We start from the raw sequence: 18,307 nt of genomic DNA, 5'->3' as shown, positions 1-18,307 counted from the left end.
TCAAAATCAACTTTAAAAAACGTAAACATAAATCAGAGTCCTAAATTTCTTTTCTCTTATCTCTATTTTCTCACATCTCCTCTAAAATCCAACTGCTTTATCGTCTCCTCTAAAATCTGCGCCACCTTCGAGTTTTTTATTTGGTAAAACCAAAATGGCATCTACTTTTCCTATTACAGGTGTTGTTTTCTCGTTAATAAGATATCCTTTTGATTTTAAAGTTTCAAAAGTTTTAGTGTCGAAAGTGTTGGGTTCGAAAGTGATTAAATCCGGTAACCATTGGTGGTGAAAACGAGGTGCATTCACAGCTTCCTGCATACTCAAACGATACTCATAAACATTTAATATCGTTTGCAATACTGATGTGATAATCGTAGAACCACCCGGAGAACCCACAACCATAAATAAGTTTCCGTTTTTTTCTACAATAGTTGGCGTCATCGAACTCAACATTCGTTTTTGTGGTGCTATACTATTGGCTTCATTACCTACTAACCCAAACATATTCGGTTCACCTGGTTTGGCACTAAAATCATCCATTTCGTTGTTGAGGAAAAATCCCAATTCGTCACAATAATATTTGGAACCATAACCGTCATTTAGTGTAGTTGTAGACGAAACCGCATTACCAAACTGATCCACAATTGAATAATGGGTGGTCTCCGTACTTTCATTATAAGTTACTTTTCCTTCTTTTATGTCTGATGATAAAGAGGCTTTTTCAAAACTAAAATTTGACATTCTTTGTTTCAAATATTCATCAGCCATTAATGCTTTCAAAGGAATTTTTACAAAATCCGGATCTCCCAGGTAATAACTTCTGTCGGCATAGGCTCTTCTTTCGGCTTCTACAATAACTTGAATGGCTGCCGTTGAGTTATGTCCCATTTTAGCTAGGTCAAAAGGCGCTATCATTTTGAATATTTCAGCCAGACATATTCCGCCACTGCTAGGTGGAGGCATTGAGATTATCTTTAAATCCTTGTAATCAAAAGTAAGCGGCGTTCTCCATTTGGCTTCATATTTGGCCAAATCTTCCAAGGTGATTATTGCTCCTTTTTCCTGAAGGTATTTGACTAATATTTTAGCAGTTTCTCCTTTGTAAAATTCATCTCTGCCATTTTTTGAAATTCTTTTTAAGGTGGTAGCCAGCGCAGGATATTTTATAAAATCATTTTCTTTGAAAGCAGTTGCAAATAATGTTTTATCGCCATTTACTTTTATGATTTTATCTCGATAAGCAGCCAATCTATCTTCTTGTTTTTTGGTAACAATAACACCTTTTTCTGCCAATTCAATTACAGGTTTCAGAATTTCTTCAATCGGCAAAGAACCCAATTTTTCATGAACCGCAAAAACGCCTGCAATTGTTCCTGGAACTCCAATAGCAAGAGGAGATTCGGTACTTTTTCCTTTAATGACATTTCCTTTTTCATCCAGAAACATATCTTTTGTAGCTGCTAATGGCGCTTTTTCTCGGTAATCCAAAGAACCAACTTCACCGTTTGCTTTTCGATAAACCATAAAACCGCCACCACCAATATTTCCCGCAAATGGATAGGCTACAGCCAAAGCTAATTCGGTTGCAACCATAGCATCAAAAGCATTTCCGCCTTTTTTCATGATTTCAACTCCAATTTTTGAAGCTTCTTCCCGTGCTGAAACAACCATTGCCTGACTTGCAACTTCCCCAGTGGGCTGAATCATATTTTTTTGGGTTTTACAACCAATAGACAAAATGCTTAAAAGAATAATAATTTTTTTCATCCGAAATTGTATAAATTTAAAAACCAACCGCTTTATTATCACCTCTTTTATCTGCGCCACCTTCCAATTTTCCATTTGGAAGAACCAAAATAGCATCGACTTCACCAATGATTTCTTTGTTTTTTTCATTGATGATGTATCCTTTTTTCTTCAAATTAGTTAATAATGCTATATCGAAAGAATTAGGTTCAAAAGTAATTTCGTCCGGCATCCATTGATGGTGGAAGCGTGGTGCATTTACCGCTTCTTGCATACTCATATCAAATTCATAGACATTAATTATCGTTTGTAAAACTGATGTGATAATGGTAGATCCTCCAGGCGTTCCTACAACCATGAACAATTTGTTATCTTTCTCTACGATCGTTGGTGTCATGGAACTCAACATTCTTTTTCCGGGAGCTATGCTGTTTGCTTCACTTCCAGTCAATCCGTATAAGTTAGGAATACCCGCTTTAGCACTGAAATCATCCATTTGATTATTCAAAAAGAAACCCAATTCTTCGCAATATATTTTAGAACCATAATTATCGTTTAAAGTAGTCGTTGCCGAAACTGAATTTCCTTTTGAATCCACAATTGAATAATGCGTGGTTTGATTGCTTTCATAGCCTTTGATTGCTCCATGGGCAATATCCGAAGATTTAGAAGCTTGATCGAAGGTAAAGTCACTCATTCTTTTTTCTAAATACGATGGACTTAATAATTCTTTAACAGGAAGTTTAACAAAATCTGGATCACCTAAAAAGTAATTCCTGTCGGCATAGGCTCGTCGTTCGGCTTCTGTAATTACTTGAATCGTTTTTACGCTGTTGTGTCCCATATGTGAAAGGTTGAAAGGCTCGATCATTTTCATGATTTGATTCAAACAAATTCCGCCACTGCTGGGAGGCGACATTGAGGTGATTTTTAAATTTTTATACTGAAAAGTAATTGGAGTTCGCCATTTGGCTTTATAACTGTTCAAATCTACTAATGTAACATTTCCACCTTTTTTAGCAAGAAAAGCAACTAACTTTTGGGCCGTTTCTCCTTTGTAAAATTCATCCCGACCGTTTTTCGCAATTCGTTTTAATGTTGCTGCTAGTGCGATATATTTTATGGTATCATTTTCTTTATATGCTTTAGAAAACAAACTATTCTTTCCATTACTTTTTATAAAGGAAGCTTTGTAATAAGCCAAACTTTCGGCTTGAAATTTAGTGACAACAACACCTCTTTCTGCTAATGCGATTACAGGTTTCAGAATTTCGCTTATGGGTAAAGAACCGTATTTTTTATGGACTTCAAATATTCCGGCAATGGTACCCGGAATTCCCGATGCCAACACCGTTGCGGTACTTTTTCCTTCAATTACATTTCCTTTTGTGTCCAAGTACATGTCTTTTGTGGCTGCTAAAGGTGCTTTTTCTCTGTAATCTATTGCTCCAGTTTCTCCATTGGCTTTTCTGAAAACCATGAAACCTCCACCACCAATATTTCCTGCCTGTGGATGTGAAACCGCTAATGCCAGTTCTGTTGCAACCATGGCATCAAATGCATTTCCACCTTTTTTTATGATTTCAACCCCAATTTGCGAAGCTTCTTCACGGGCTGAAACGACCATAGCTTTTGAAGTTACTAAACCAGTTGGTTCAACCGTTTTTTCATTTGATTTGCAACCTAAAACAGCTAAGGCGAGTAGGAAAATTATTTTTTTCATTGTATAATATATTTAGGGTATTGTTTTGGTTGTTTTTAATAAGCAATGCTACAAATGGTCTAACCACGTAGAGACATAGAATTTTATTTTGTGTATTAAAGAAGCTTCGCTTAGAAATAAATTTCATAGACGAATTTAATTATTCTTTTGGTAAAGTTTTATAAAATTCATTAACAAAGGTCTTTTGTCCTTCTTTGAAAATATTATAACAGTTAAAATTTATCAAAACACCTTTTGGTGATTTTAATAATTTCATATGATTCAAAAGTTTTGCTTCAAAAGCAGGATGCATTTCTGATACTGCTTTGAACTCAATAACAATTAAGTTTTCAACTAACAAATCACATCTAAAATCAGATTCCATGATTTTGCCTTTGTAAATGACAGGTATTTTAAGCTCTGATATAAAATTAATATTCCGCACCCGTAATTCCTCTTTCATGCATTGGTGATAGACACTTTCTAATAAACCCCTACCCATGATTTTATGGACTTCTATTGCTGCCCCAATAATTTGAAAGCTTAATTCATTTAGATATTTTTGTGTAGTCATCTTTTTTTAGCCATTTCGAATTATTAATGTTCTTAGAGCGTTATTGTTTTAATTAAAATATTGTCTTTGAAATATTACTATGTTTAAAAATTATTTTCTAATCTTTTATTGTAATAAAAAAAACCTATGTTTCTATGTGGTAAAAAAAATTAACCAATTCTTTTTTGTGTTGCAAAAACGTTCAATTCTTGAAAGAAATTGGTGAATTCCTCTTCAAATTCTGTATAAAATTCAGAAAGTTCATCAGTTGCAAAACGCATTTTAGATTCGTTTTTGGTACGTTGATCCATTTGCGTCAAAATTCGATTGATGCCTTCGATTGTTTGATAACTCACCAGCCAATTGTGTTCAATCATGTAAGGCATCATTCCCTTAGTTCTCTCCGAAAGAATACTGTGATTGTCGTGCAAAGATTGGTAAAAGCGTTCTACAAATTCTTCTAACTTTTCATCAGAATATGTATTCCAGTTTTTAGCTAAAAAATGATCATAAAAAACATCCACAATTACACCTGCATAATGATGGTATTTCTCATGTAGTTTTTTGGTGCTTTGCCTGAAAATGGGATGTGCATCAGTAAATGCGTCAATTGCACGATGTAAAATAATTCCTTTTTGAATTTCTAAATGATAACTTTCAAAATGCTTCCCCCGAATACCATCGGCCATAAAATTGCCAATTTTTATTAAATCATTATCACCAGAAAGATAGATGTGCGCTAGAAAATTCATTCGCCTAATTTAGGAATTTAAATTAGGAATTTTGAAATCTAAATGACTTTTATAAACTGTCAATTATTATATTTGTGAGCAGTTTAAAATTTATAATTCAAAATTTAAAATAATAATCAATGACTTTAATAAAATCAATCTCAGGAATTCGTGGAACTATAGGAGGTAAAGTAGGAGATAATCTTACGCCGGTTGATGCGGTAAAATTTGCTTCGGCTTATGGAACTTGGTTAAAAAAATATATTGGAAAAGAAAAAATTACTGTCGTAGTAGGTCGGGACGCCCGTATTTCGGGACCAATGATTCACAATTTGGTGGTAAATACTTTGATTGGTTTAGGAATTGACGTGATTGATTTAGGACTTTCGACAACGCCAACTGTTGAAGTTGCTGTCCCTCTTGAAAAAGCCGAAGGTGGAATTATTCTTACTGCTTCGCACAATCCAAAACAATGGAATGCCTTAAAATTATTAAATGAAAAAGGAGAATTTTTAAACGGAGAAGAAGGACTTAAAATTCTTGAAATTGCGGAAGCGGAAGCTTTCGATTTCTCGGATGTGGATGATTTAGGAGCCATTATGATTAACGATGCTTACATGGATATCCATATTGATGAAGTATTGAATTTACCTTTAGTAGATGTTGATGCAGTAAAAGCAGCTAAATTTAAAGTGGTTGTTGATGGTGTAAATTCTTCGGGAGGAATTATTATACCAAGGTTATTGAAATTAATGGGCGTTGAAGTGGTCGAATTATACTGTGAACCTAATGGCCATTTTCCTCATAACCCGGAACCGTTGAAAGAGCATTTGACTGATATTTCAGAATTGGTGGTAAAAGAAAAAGCCGATTTAGGAATCGTTGTAGATCCTGATGTGGATCGTTTGGCTTTCATTTGCGAAGACGGTGAAATGTTTGGTGAAGAATATACTTTGGTGGCTTGCGCCGATTATGTTTTGAGTAAAACACCAGGAAATACGGTATCGAATATGTCATCTTCACGTGCGTTGCGTGATGTTACTAATTTGCATAACGGAAGTTATGAAGTAAGTGCCGTGGGCGAGGTTAACGTGGTAGAATTAATGAAAAAAAATAACGCAGTAATAGGAGGAGAAGGAAACGGCGGAATCATTTATCCGGAGCTGCATTACGGACGTGATAGTTTGGTAGGTGTGGCGTTATTTTTAACACATTTGGCCAACAAAAAAATGACTGTTTCTGCTTTACGTGCTTCGTATCCGGAATACTATATGAGCAAAAACAAAATTGAATTGACCCCACAAATTGATGTAGATGCTATTCTGGTTGCAATGACCGAGAAATACAAAAACGAAGATATTACAACTATAGATGGTGTGAAGATTGATTTTGCTGAAAACTGGGTTCACTTGAGAAAATCGAATACGGAGCCAATCATTCGTATTTATACGGAAGCGGCTTCACAAGAAAAAGCAGATGCTTTGGCACTTAGAATCATTGATGAAATAAAAGCAGTGGCTGGAATATAATTCCGCATTTTATATAAAAAAACCCTTTCAAAATAGCATTTGAAAGGGTTTTTTCGTTTGAGATATGATAGTCTGAGTTTTCGTTTAAATTATTGAAGACAATAATATTAATCCAAAAGACGTTAGTTTTCGTAAATGAATAAGAACATATAATTTATGTTATAGTAAGATAGTATCAATACTCCTAATTTAAAAAAACTTTGAAAAAAATATTTACATTACTTGCGATTGTTTTGTTCCTCTCAGTAGTATCCTGTTCAAAAGAAGATGATCCCATAGATAATCCGATTGCAGTAAATCCTATAACTAACAAACAACCAACAGGAAGTTCTGCTAACGATTTATTATCGGATAAAAAGTTTAAGAGCATGGTTATTGAAGTAGTGTATGTAACCGGTTTTGAGCCAAGCAATACTGCTATAAATAATTTTGTAAACTTTCTTACATCCCGAACATACAAACCTAATGGCATTAGTGTTATAAAACGTTCTATACCATCTCCGGGGAATTCACCTTATACTAATGAAGAAATTGTAAGTATTGAAGATGCGAACAGAACTAAATACAATAATACTGATGAAATAGTGGTTTGGGCATTTTTTGCAGATGGAAAATCTTCAAAAGACACTGATACGTCAGTTATTCTGGGAACGGCTTACAGAAACACTTCTTTTGTTATTTATGAACAAACGCTTCTAGCTTTAAGCGACAGTCCATTTGAACCTAACAGAAGTTTATTAGAAACAACAGTAATCACTCATGAGTTCGGGCACATATTAGGATTGACTAATCTTGGCACAGCTTTGCAAAGCAATCACGAAGATGCTGAACATCCGAAACACTGCATTGAAAAAACGTGTTTGATGTATTGGTCCTCTGAAATTGGAGGCGGTATTGGAAACATGGTTTCAAGCGGTGCAGCTCCACAATTAGACGCGCAATGTATTGCGGACCTTCGGGCTAATGGAGGAAAATAATTATTTTGAAGAAGAACTTTGGCGCAAAGCTAAGTTTTGCAAGTAGAAAAAATATAAAATTAAAAATCTCCAAAATCATTTGAGTTTGGAGATTTTTTTGTGATTTAACTATTTTTAATATTAAACATAAAACGTGAAAGTAGCAGTTTTAATTCAAATTATTATTTTAGAATCAGGCGTTTATTTACTTTTATTTAAACCAAAAACTAGCATTTTTTATCAAGTAATTTATTGCTTTTAAGTACTACACGAATTAGATAAATTAATAGAGAACAGACTATTTTTTTAAGAGTACCGCTTTATTGTATTCATAATTCATCTTTGCAATTGATAGCACCGATATGTCCTGCGGGCATTCCACTTCGCAAGCTTCCGTGTTCGAGCAACTTCCAAAACCTTCCGCATCCATCTGGCGAACCATCGCAATGACTCTTTTCGAGGCTTCTAATTGTCCTTGTGGCAATAAAGAAAGATGTGTCACTTTGGCACTGGTAAACAAAGCTGCACTCGAGTTTTTGCAAGTTGCCACACACGCGCCACAGCCTATGCAAGCAGCCACATCAAAAGCAGCTTCGCTCTGTTCATACGTAATGGGAATGCTATTAGCTTCTGGCGCTTGTCCCGTCCCTGTATTGATGTACCCACCCGAAGTAATGATGGCATCAAAGGATTTTCGGTTAATTTTGAGATCTCTCAATATAGGAAATGCAGCTGCCCTAAAAGGTTCTATATAAATGGTATCACCATCTTTGAAACTTCGCATATGCAGCTGGCAAGTGGTGGTATGTTTTAGCGGACCGTGTGCTCTTCCGTTTATCATAATACCGCATTGCCCGCAAATACCTTCCCTGCAGTCATGGTCAAATTCGATAACTCGTTCCCCAAGCTGAATAAGCGATTCATTTAAAAGATCCAGCATTTCTAAGAAAGACATCTGTTCGGATATGCCGTCAATCTCATAATTTTCCATTTCTCCTTTTGAAGAAGCATTTAGTTGCCGCCATATTTTTAAAAACAGTTTCATATATACTTTTTTAGGTTCAAATTATTTATAGCTTCTAACTGCAAGTTCCACAGATTCAAACGTAAGAGGCTCTTTATGAAGTTCAGGAGGCAGTTTTTCACCTTTCCACTCCCAGGCAGAAACATAACAGAAATCACTATCATTCCGTACCGCTTCACCTTCTGTGGTCTGATATTCTTCTCGGAAATGCGCTCCGCAGGATTCTTCTCTTTGCAGGGCATCGTGACACATCAGTTCTGCTAATTCGATGTAATCTGCCACTCGGCCTGCTTTTTCTAATTCGCTGTTTAGCGTATCATCGCCGGTTATCAGTAGATCTTTTTCGAATGATTCTTTAAGTAATTTTAAAGAAATAATTGCCTCTTCCAGATTTTCTTTACTTCTGGATAATCCACATTTTTCATACAACAGTTTGCCTGTTTTTTTATGAAAATAATCCGCTGAGAATTTCCCTTTGGTATTCAGGAAACGGTCCAGTTGTAGTCTGGCGGCTTTTTCTGCTTCCGCAAAAGCTGGGTGATCCGTTGTAATTTTGTCCGTTTTTAATTCCCCCGAAAGATAATTTGGAATCGTATAAGGTGCTATAAAGTAACCATCAACGCAGGCCTGCAACAGGGAATTTGCTCCAAGTCTATTTGCTCCATGATCCGAAAAATTAGCTTCTCCAAGTGCGAAAAGTCCGGGAATGGTGGTCATCAATTCATAATCGACCCAAAGTCCACCCATCGTAAAATGTGCTGCGGGAGAGATAAGCATCGGTTCTTTGTAAGCATCTATTCCGTTGATTTTTTCATACATCGAAAATAAATTGCTGTATTTAGCTTTGATTTTTTCAACGCCTTGAGCAATAATAGCTTTTGAAAAATCGAGATACACTGCATTTTTCATTGCGCCTGCGCCAAAGCCGGCATCGATCCGTTCTTTTGCTGCACGCGAAGAAATATCCCTCGGTGCAAGATTTCCAAAAGCAGGATACCGACGCTCTAGATAATAGTCACGCTCTTCTTCCGGAATGGCATTGGGTAATCTGTCATCACCCACTTTTTTCGATACCCAGATGCGTCCGTCATTTCGAAGAGATTCTGACATCAAGGTTAGTTTAGACTGATTTTCGCCGTGCTGAGGAAGACAAGTAGGGTGGAACTGTATCCAACTTACGCCGGCCATGTAAGCGCCTTTTTTGTGTGCACGCCAGATAGCTGATCCATTGCAACCCATGGCGAGTGTAGAAAGATAATAAACCTTGCCATAGCCTCCTGTAGCCAGTACTACCGCATCTGCTTCATGACGTTCCAGAGTTCCTGTCTCTAAATTTCGAGCGATAATTCCCTTTGCTTTTCCATCAATAACGACTAATTCCACCATTTCATGACGAGTGTGCATCGTTACTTTGCCGGTGTTTACCTGACGCAAAAGCGATTGGTAAGCACCTAATAAAAGTTGCTGACCCGTTTGTCCGCGAGCATAAAAAGTACGCGAAACCTGCACGCCTCCAAATGATCTATTGTTGAGATAGCCGCCGTATTCTCTGGCAAAGGGAACACCTTGGGCTACCGCATGGTCAATAAGAGAAGCGGAACATTCAGCAAGACGGTAAACATTAGCTTCTCGAGATCGGAAATCGCCTCCTTTTATCGTGTCATAAAACATTCTAAAAGTACTGTCGCCATCATTTTTGTAATTTTTGGAAGCGTTAACGCCACCTTGTGCTGCCACAGAATGGGCGCGTCTTGGAGAATCTTGGAAACAAAACGACTTAATATTGTACCCTTGTTCCGCAAGCGAAGCAGCGCAGGAAGATCCGGCGAGTCCCGTTCCCACTACGATAACGCTGAGCTTGTTTCTGTTGGCTGGATTTACCAATTTTGCCTTTGCTTTGTAATTATTCCATTTATCAGCAAGCGGTCCGTCCGGTATTTTTGAATCTATCTTTTCCATAACTATTTAAAATAAATATAAAGAGGTATTGCCATGAAACCTCCGGTAATGGCGAGGGAATAAAACCATCCTATTATTTTCACTGCTTTTGCATACTTTGGATGATACAACCCTAGTGTTCGGGATGCACTAAAAAAACCATGCAATAGATGAAAGCCTAATGCCAAGAAGGATATTTCATAAATTATAACATACCATGCTTGAGAAAAGGAACTGATAACAACCTCGTACAAATCTTTGTTACCATTAGCATCCACCGGCAATGCAGTAAACTTGTAGGTGTACCAATAATCCTTGAAATGAACGATGAGAAACAAGAGTAGGATAGTACCCAGAATTCCCATATTTCTGCTGTTCCATGCGCTGGCAAAATTTCTCTTGTCATATTGGTAGCTTTTTCCGTTGGCCGTATTATTTTTTACAGCAATAATTAAAGCATATACGGCATGACCAATAAGCGAAGCATATAATATCCAAGAAATTACCTTGATCAAGAAATTACCTGAAAGCATGTGCGAATACCAATTGAACTGTTCTCTTGCAACATCTTCGGGCAACAATAACTGCAAGTTTCCAAGCAGGTGAATCACCAGAAAAAAGCAGAGGAAAAGTCCCGTTGAAGCCATGATCAGCTTGTTATTTAACGTGTTTTTCATAAGATCAATAAATTTTCGAATTCATGTTTTAAGGACTATATTATTTACCAAAGCCCAATTGCTTTCCACCAAAGCCCGCCAGCTACAAACCATACAAGAAGAAATAAAATGCTCATAAAAAAACCTTGTTTCCACCAGTCTTTCAGATCTACATAGGTGCTACCAAAGAAAATAGGAGCAGGTCCGTGACCATAATGGGTAAGCGATCCCATTAGCGAAGCACAGGCTCCCAGAAATATGGCTAGCATTGTGCCCGGAATACCCACTGCGATACCCACTGCTAGAAACACAGAATACATGGCAGCAACTTGTGCTGTTGCGCTGGCAAACATATAATGACAGTAGGAATATACGATTATAATCAACGGAAAGGCTACTTTCCAGCTTAATTGTGACAGTTCATCGCCAACCAATTTCCCGAACCAACCTATCAAACCTAACGAATTTAAGTACGATCCCATCATTACCAGAGAAGAGAACCAAACGATAGTATCCCAAGCTCCTTTTTCTGATTTGACATCTTCCCAAGTCAATACGCCGCTCAACAACAGAATGCATAGTCCGATAAGCGCTGCGGTTGTTGCATCGATTGCAAATAAGTTCCCGAATATCCAAAGTACTAATAATATGATGAAAGTGGCGACCATCAACCATTCTTTTAAAGAAATCGGTCCCATTTCCTTGAGCTGTTTTGCCGCTATTGCCGGTGCTTCTTTGGTCTCTTTTAATTCAGGTGGATAGGATTTGTACAGAAATAAAGGAATCAGCAAGAAACAGATTAGCCCGGGAACCGATGCCGCAAGCGCCCAGCTTCCCCAAGTGATTTCTACTCCTAAATCAGCAGCAAATTTTTGCGCCATCGGATTGCTCGCGGTAGCTGTCAAGAATAATACAGAAGTAATCATGTTGGCATTGTAGCTGCTAAGAGTAAGGAATGCCCCAATTTTCCTATGCGTTTCTGGTTTTTCAGCGTGCGATCCCATGTTTGTGGCAATTGATTTCATGATGGGATAAATGACACCTCCAGCTCTGGCTGTATTACTCGGAATGGCTGGTGCGAGTATAAGGTCAGCCGTATTCAATCCATAGGCAAGACCCAGCGGGCTTTTGCCAAATATTTTGATAAAGTTGTATGCTATTCTGGTTCCAAGGCCGGTTATAATAAATCCCCTTGCGATAAAAAATGCAAGACCAATCAACCAGATGGTAGAATTTCCAAAACCGCTCAAGGCATTAACGATAGATTTTGTAGGATCTCCAGGAGCCAAAACCTGTGTGACTGCGCAGAGTGTGATTCCAATAATAGCCATCGTTCCCATAGAAGCCGCTTTTGAAATGATTCCAACAATGGTGGCCACAAAGATCGCGAGGAGATGCCAGGCATTTGGCTGGACGCCTTCTGGAGCTGGAATGAACCAGATAGCTAGTCCTATAACGCAGGTAATTAGACCTGATTTGAAATTGATTTCTTTCATAATAATTGTTTTTAGAATCTCACCTGTAATTGTACGTAGGAAAGGCTGTGTGTATTTGTTGTTGTTAATGGAATATCTTTGTCATAAATATCGAAAGAAACGCCCATTTGCAGCGCGGCATAAAAATCATCTGCAAAAATCAGCGATAGATTTGGAATAATAGTCTGTCTGATATTACTGTCTAATTTGTAATTTTCATCAAAATATTCATAACGGGAAGAGAACTCAATTGCTCTTAGCCGGCGGTTCTGGCAATTGTATCGTAAAGTGGGCAGCAGATAAAAACCATGCATTTTGAATTGGTCAAGAGCAGGTTTTACTATTTGGTTTTCATCGGCTTTGCTAGCACTGTAAGCTAAAAAGTTCGTTCCTATCTTTCCTTCCGCCATGATTAAAAGTTGCCATTTATCTGAAAAATCAAATTTACCCGTTAGGTCGGCACCATATGCGTTGCCAATACCGCTTTCGCCAAAGCTACCTCTGGAAACATTGGCTCCTAAAGTCAGACTCTTATTAAAATCAGTCTCCAGTCTCAAATAGGTGTTTTTAGAATTATTGTCATCTGTTTTTTGGTTTTTGTTATTTCCATTATAAGCTCCTGCATAATACCTCAAGCTCCCGTCAGGAACTATTTTTCCAAAAATAGAAAGTCCCACTTGGAAACTCTGCCATCCATTTTTCCCAAATGCATAATACTGGTTCGAAAAATCAAGTGTGCGTATAATATCTACAGGAACAGCATCTTCAATACCGAAAAAAGGGCGAAATTGTCCTGCCTGAAGGCTGAAGTATTTGCTAACGGTATACTTTATATAGGCATTTTCAAGTACCTTGTTAGAAGGATTATCATTAAATTCGGCAAAATTTGCTAGAACGTTTGCTGAAAAATGATCATTAATATCGGTTTTTAGCATTACTCTCGCTCGTTTCAGCATAAAAGTATTGGTTATTCCACTTGTTGCCTCGGGATCAAAATTCTTTCCATTCACATCAGAATCCTTATTTAATGAAAATACGTATCGAGTTTGAAGTACGCCAGCAAAGCTCAATTTTCTCTTGTAAGCCGAATAGTTTTTGATCGTATCTGTTGAGGAAGTGCGGTCTTTTTGTTGCGCTTTCATTGGAAGAATTATAAAAGTGGTAAAAAAGTCAAGCAGGATAATTCTATTCCTTTGTGCAGATCTGGGGCAGCTTAAAATTTTATTAAACATGTTTATTATTGCTTTAGTGTAAATATAGTGCAAATGACTGACTTAACTTTTGATGCGAGTATGACAATTATCATATCGTTCGGGATAATACCGTTATGGGTTTAATCAGGCAAGTTGTACAATATATTTTTTCTGGATTAAATTTTAATTATTGATTCATAAGACTACGGTTTTCGTATACTGTGCGGCAAATAGAAAATCAATATTTATGATATAATACAAACCTTTATAAATTAAATGTCAAAAATCTGTTCTAATTCCTGCTTATTATGCGTAAATTAACAATAGTTTTCATTTCAATTGTAAAACGAATCAAAATCACACTTTGTCAGCTACTTTACATTAGGGTCTTGTTTATAAAATTTATTTAAAAAAATAAGTCTTAACAAAAATTAGAAAAAGACTATTTGGTAAAAATCAATATCTTTGAACACAAATTAGACATATAATGATTACTAAAAAAGCGCCAACACAATTAGAGCAATACTTTCAACAGTATCGCGATAACATAATCGGAATAAATCAAGAATTTGAATCTCCTTACGGAAATAAACAAATTATTTATACAGATTGGACTGCCAGTGGTCGATTATATCGTCCTATTGAAGAAAAATTAATAAATCAATTTGGTCCTTTTGTGGCCAATACCCACACTGAAACTACAGTTTCAGGAACTGCAATGACTAAAGCGTATCATCAAGCGCGTCATATTATTAAACATCATGTGAATGCAAGTGCTAATGATGTTTTGATTACCGATGGAACCGGAATGACGGGTGTTGTAAATAAATTCCAACGAATCTTGGGTTTAAAAGTACCCGAAAACTTAAAAAATTTTATCACAATTCCCACCGAAAAGAAACCAATTGTTTTTATTTCGCACATGGAACACCATTCCAATCAAACGTCTTGGCTGGAAACTATTGCCGATGTGGAAGTGATTCCATCTTCGGAAGATGGTTTGTTCAGCATCGAAAATCTGGAATTATTATTGGAAAAATACAAAGAAAGACCCTTCAAAATAGCTTCTATTACCTCGTGTTCTAATGTTACAGGAATCAGAACGCCCTATCATGAAGTGGCAAAAATAATGCATCACCATAACGGACTTTGTTTCGTAGATTTTGCTTGTTCAGGGCCTTACGTGAAAATCGACATGCATCCAGAAGATACTGAAAGTTATTTGGATGCCATTTTCTTTTCGCCACATAAATTCCTCGGCGGACCCGGAACTTGTGGTGTTTTAGTATTTAATAAAAAATTATATCAAAATTTAGTTCCTGATAATCCAGGTGGCGGAACCGTAAGTTGGACAAATCCTTGGGGAGAACACAAATATATTGATAATATTGAAGATAGGGAAGATGGTGGTACGCCGGGCTTTCTTCAGGTTATAAAAACCGCATTGGCGATTCAGTTGAAAGAGCAAATGGGAATTGAAAATATCTTAAAAAGAGAGCACGAAATCGTAGATTATATTTTCTCGGAATTAGGAAACGTTTCCAATATTAAAATCCTTGCGGGACAGCATCATAATAGGTTAGGAGTGATTTCTTTCTTTGTTGAAGACTTGCATTTTAATTTAGGTGTAAAATTGTTAAATGATAAATTTGGAATTCAAACACGTGGCGGTTGCAGTTGTGCGGGAACCTACGGACACTTTTTATTACATGTAGATCAGGAAACCTCTCATAAATTAATTGATGAAATTACGCTTGGCGATTTAATCAGAAAACCGGGCTGGATCAGGATGTCTATTCATCCAACAACTACAAATGCTGAAATTGAATTTGTTTGTAAAGGAATAAAAGCATTGGCTGAAAATCATAAGACCTGGGCTTTGGATTATGATTATAATTCAGCGACAAATGAGTTCGTGAATAAGAACGCTCAACCTCTAGAAGATGAATTGGTGAAATACTGGTTCTCATTATAAGAAAGATGAGGTTTTCATAATATAAAAAAATCACTTAATCAAAAGCGTATGTTTTTGATTAAGTGATTTTTTTTTTAAAATAATGCCATTTAGGAATGTGACTGAAAACTGCGATTGAATACTATCTTCTGTGTTTCCATCTTTTGTGCGTCCAGAAATAATATTCAGGTGCTTCCCGGATTTGTTTTTCAACTTCTTTTATATAGGCACTTGTAATTCCAAAATTAGGAACGGAGTTGGGATTGTCACTAATTGGGATTATTGTAAGTTCATAATATCCTCTTTCAATCTTTTTGACTTTTGCAAAAACAACAGTCATATCATATTTTTTTGCTAACATTTCAGGTCCTGTATGGACAGGAACTTCAACGCCCATAAAGCTTTCCCAATGAAATATTCGATCTGCTTTTGGGGATTGATCACTGGCGAGACCATACACACAATGAACACCATTTTTTTGATTATCGGAAATTAAAGGAATTGTTTTACTAGTTGGTACTAATTCCGTGTTGTATTTAGATCGAATGTCTCTTACGAGTTTATCAAAGTATTTATTGGCTAATTTTTTATAAACGGCTACGCCGCGAAAAGATAATTTTTGGTTCAGTGTAATCAGCCATTCCCAACTTGCATAGTGGGAGGCGATAAGCATAATGCTTTTTCCTTTTTTTTCATATTCTTCAATGACTTCTAGATTGGTAATTGTAAATCTTTTATTCATTTCTTCCGATGAAATAGTCATGGTTTTTATCATTTCCATAAACATATCACATAAATGATGGTATGATTTTTTTTCGATAACAATACGTTCTTCATCCTTTAGATGCGGTAAAGCTAGAGCTATATTTGCGCGAACTACTTTTTTTCGATACCCAATAATATGGTAAACTAATAAATAAACTCCATCTGACAATCCATAAAAAACACGAAATGGCAGTATAGAAACGATCCAAAGAAAGGGGTAAGCAATAATAAAAATAAGGAATTGCATGCAGAAATTTTTATGCAAATATAAGTCAAAAATGTAGACTGATATAAATTTTGACACCTTACTGCATCCGTATTTGAGAATGACTATCTTTACAATTCACAATAATCACACTTTATGAATATCATTTTAATAGCAATAATTGTTGTAAATGTTTTAATTAGTTACAAAGGATTTAATGACCTTTCTTTTTTTAGAAAATACGAATTTCATGTTGGCAGTATTCGTTCAGGAGAACAAATTAGGATGTTATCCTCTGGTTTTTTGCATGCCGACATGACACATTTGATTTTTAATATGTTGACACTTTGGTTTTTTGCTCCGGTTGTCATAAGTTATTTAGGTGATTTTTCGTTTTTGCTTGTCTATTTTGGAAGTTTGATTTTTGGAAGTTTGTTGACTATGGTTTTTCATAAAAATGACTACGGGTATAGGGCCGTAGGTGCTTCTGGAGCGGTAACGGGCGTTTTATATTCGGCCATATTGTTGCAACCTGACATGATGTTGGGAATCTTTTTTATTATTCCAATGCCTGCCTATATTTTTGGAATTCTTTACTTATTGTATTCTATTTACGGAATGAAGGCTAAGAATGATAATATTGGTCATACGGCGCATTTTGGGGGCGCTGTAGGAGGTTATTTGATTACATTATTAAAAGAACCTGCTTTGTTGGTAGATCATACTTTGATGGTGATATTATTGGCTATTCCAATAGTCATTCTTTTCGTGATGGAAAAAATGGGAAAACTATAATGGCACAACTTTTGGAAAGAAATTAGTACAAACAATTAAATTTTATAAAAATGAAAAAAGCACTCTTGATTCTGTCGGTTCTATTTGTTTCTATGTCATATGGACAGGAAGTGAAGCAAATTCCTCAAATAAATGTAAACGGAGAAGGCAAAGTAAAAGTTGTTCCGGATCAAGCTATTATTGCGGTAACTGCCGAATCAAAAGGAATTAATGCTAAAGATGTAAAAAAACAAAATGATGAAAAGATTGAGGCTGTTATAAAATTTATCAAAAAAATGAATTTGGCGCCGGCGGATTATAAGACCCAACGTGTTGCATTGAATCCGCAATACGATTACGAAAAAAAGAAGCACAGCTACAATGCTACTCAAACCATTGAAATATTATTAAGAGATTTATCAAAATATGATGAGTTGATGGAAGGCTTGGTGAATGAAGGAATTAATAGAATTGATGCTGTTACGTTCCAATCTTCGAAATTAGCACAATATCAATCGGAGGCTAGAAAATTAGCGATAAAAGAGGCAAAATTAAAAGCGGAAGATTATGTATCAGTTTTGGGACAAAAAGTGGGTCGTGCGATGACTATATCTGACAATTCACAAACCTATTATCCACAACCAATGTATGCAGCTATGAAAACAATGGAAAGAAGTGATACTAACGAACCAAGAGAAACTCTCGCAGTAGGAGAAATCAACATTACAGCTAATGTTACTGTAAGTTTTATTTTAGAGTAAAGAAGTTAAAATTGTATTCAAAAAAATTCCATCTTAGATAAATTAAGATGGAATTTTTTTTTGAATTACCTAAATGCAAAATGATGAAAATATTAATTAGTGTGAATAAAAAAAACGTTTCAATTGCTTGAGACGTTTTAGTGGGGAGAGCAGTCCCGAAGGTTCGGGAGAAGCTGCTAAATTGTTTGCAAAAAAAAACGTTTCAATTGCTTGAAACGTTTTAGTGGGGAGAGCAGGATTCGAACCGTCTTGCTAAGCCTTTGATATATAACGTATTGTGTTATTTTGAAAAACAGGGTCTCGATTTTGCATCTGAACTGCAAAAAACATCTAATCTTATGATGT

General features: G+C 36.2%; 15 protein-coding genes. 5 read left to right on the top strand and 10 right to left on the bottom strand.

Translation table 11 applies throughout. The annotated features are described in order from the left end of the window. Nucleotides 1–81 precede the first annotated feature (81 nt). The 4 genes from ggt (AC0J6S_RS13820) to AC0J6S_RS13805 form a co-directional block, all read right to left on the bottom strand. Nucleotides 82–1,767 carry a gamma-glutamyltransferase gene (gene ggt / locus AC0J6S_RS13820; protein WP_474954340.1) on the bottom strand — a complete coding sequence of 562 codons (1,686 nt, stop codon included), beginning with the start codon at nt 1,765–1,767 and terminating at the stop codon, nt 82–84. 16 nt (nt 1,768–1,783) lie between these two features. Continuing rightward, entirely contained in the window at nt 1,784–3,469 is a 1,686-nt protein-coding gene (ggt, locus tag AC0J6S_RS13815; RefSeq protein ID WP_474954339.1) for a gamma-glutamyltransferase, read from the bottom strand. 139 nt (nt 3,470–3,608) lie between these two features. Next, a complete protein-coding gene (locus tag AC0J6S_RS13810) occupies nt 3,609–4,022 on the bottom strand; it encodes a GxxExxY protein (protein ID WP_395380473.1) in 414 nt (137 codons plus the stop codon). Nucleotides 4,023–4,171: 149 nt separating this feature from the next. Then, nucleotides 4,172–4,753 carry an acyl carrier protein phosphodiesterase gene (locus tag AC0J6S_RS13805; RefSeq protein ID WP_474954338.1) on the bottom strand — a complete coding sequence of 194 codons (582 nt, stop codon included), beginning with the start codon at nt 4,751–4,753 and terminating at the stop codon, nt 4,172–4,174. A gap of 119 nt (nt 4,754–4,872) precedes the next feature. Between AC0J6S_RS13805 and glmM the strand changes: the two genes are divergently transcribed. Then, nucleotides 4,873–6,261, top strand: a complete 1,389-nt coding sequence (gene glmM, locus AC0J6S_RS13800) for a phosphoglucosamine mutase (protein ID WP_474954337.1) — start codon at nt 4,873–4,875, stop codon at nt 6,259–6,261. Nucleotides 6,262–6,461: 200 nt separating this feature from the next. Continuing rightward, complete coding sequence (locus tag AC0J6S_RS13795; protein ID WP_474954336.1) at nt 6,462–7,238, top strand: membrane metalloprotease; 777 nt, start codon at nt 6,462–6,464, stop codon at nt 7,236–7,238. A gap of 277 nt (nt 7,239–7,515) precedes the next feature. Here the strand turns inward: AC0J6S_RS13795 and AC0J6S_RS13790 are convergent, their stop codons facing one another. Genes AC0J6S_RS13790 through AC0J6S_RS13770 form a run of 5 tightly spaced genes read right to left on the bottom strand, consistent with a single transcriptional unit; the run spans nt 7,516 to nt 13,452 of the window. Further along, on the bottom strand, nt 7,516–8,262 hold the full coding sequence (locus AC0J6S_RS13790) for a succinate dehydrogenase/fumarate reductase iron-sulfur subunit (RefSeq protein ID WP_474954335.1): 747 nt from the start codon (nt 8,260–8,262) through the stop codon (nt 7,516–7,518). Nucleotides 8,263–8,283: 21 nt separating this feature from the next. After that, the gene (locus AC0J6S_RS13785; RefSeq protein WP_474954334.1) at nt 8,284–10,200 is read right to left on the bottom strand and encodes a fumarate reductase/succinate dehydrogenase flavoprotein subunit; all 1,917 of its coding nucleotides are present in this window, start codon (nt 10,198–10,200) and stop codon (nt 8,284–8,286) included. A 2-nt stretch (nt 10,201–10,202) separates the two neighbouring features. Then, nucleotides 10,203–10,856, bottom strand: a complete 654-nt coding sequence (locus AC0J6S_RS13780; RefSeq protein ID WP_474954333.1) for a succinate dehydrogenase cytochrome b subunit — start codon at nt 10,854–10,856, stop codon at nt 10,203–10,205. Nucleotides 10,857–10,900: 44 nt separating this feature from the next. Next, on the bottom strand, nt 10,901–12,331 hold the full coding sequence (locus AC0J6S_RS13775; protein WP_474954332.1) for an anion permease: 1,431 nt from the start codon (nt 12,329–12,331) through the stop codon (nt 10,901–10,903). A gap of 11 nt (nt 12,332–12,342) precedes the next feature. Next, nucleotides 12,343–13,452 carry a porin gene (locus tag AC0J6S_RS13770; RefSeq protein ID WP_474954331.1) on the bottom strand — a complete coding sequence of 370 codons (1,110 nt, stop codon included), beginning with the start codon at nt 13,450–13,452 and terminating at the stop codon, nt 12,343–12,345. 538 nt (nt 13,453–13,990) lie between these two features. Here AC0J6S_RS13770 and AC0J6S_RS13765 point away from each other — a divergent pair. Further along, the gene (locus AC0J6S_RS13765) at nt 13,991–15,478 is read left to right on the top strand and encodes an aminotransferase class V-fold PLP-dependent enzyme (protein WP_474954330.1); all 1,488 of its coding nucleotides are present in this window, start codon (nt 13,991–13,993) and stop codon (nt 15,476–15,478) included. A 121-nt stretch (nt 15,479–15,599) separates the two neighbouring features. On the opposite strand, the gene AC0J6S_RS13760 is transcribed toward AC0J6S_RS13765, so the two are convergent. Beyond that, a complete protein-coding gene (locus tag AC0J6S_RS13760; RefSeq protein ID WP_474954329.1) occupies nt 15,600–16,469 on the bottom strand; it encodes a lysophospholipid acyltransferase family protein in 870 nt (289 codons plus the stop codon). Between the two features lie 114 nt (nt 16,470–16,583). Here AC0J6S_RS13760 and AC0J6S_RS13755 point away from each other — a divergent pair, with 114 nt between their 5' ends. Then, entirely contained in the window at nt 16,584–17,222 is a 639-nt protein-coding gene (locus AC0J6S_RS13755; protein ID WP_196853870.1) for a rhomboid family intramembrane serine protease, read from the top strand. 50 nt (nt 17,223–17,272) lie between these two features. After that, nucleotides 17,273–17,962: an SIMPL domain-containing protein gene (locus tag AC0J6S_RS13750; protein WP_474954328.1), complete on the top strand. Its 690-nt coding sequence runs from the start codon at nt 17,273–17,275 to the stop codon at nt 17,960–17,962. Nucleotides 17,963–18,307 lie beyond the last annotated feature (345 nt).

Source organism: Flavobacterium sp. TS_SC_5 (genome assembly GCF_056156265.1).
This window is presented reverse-complemented; position numbering and strand designations above follow the sequence as displayed.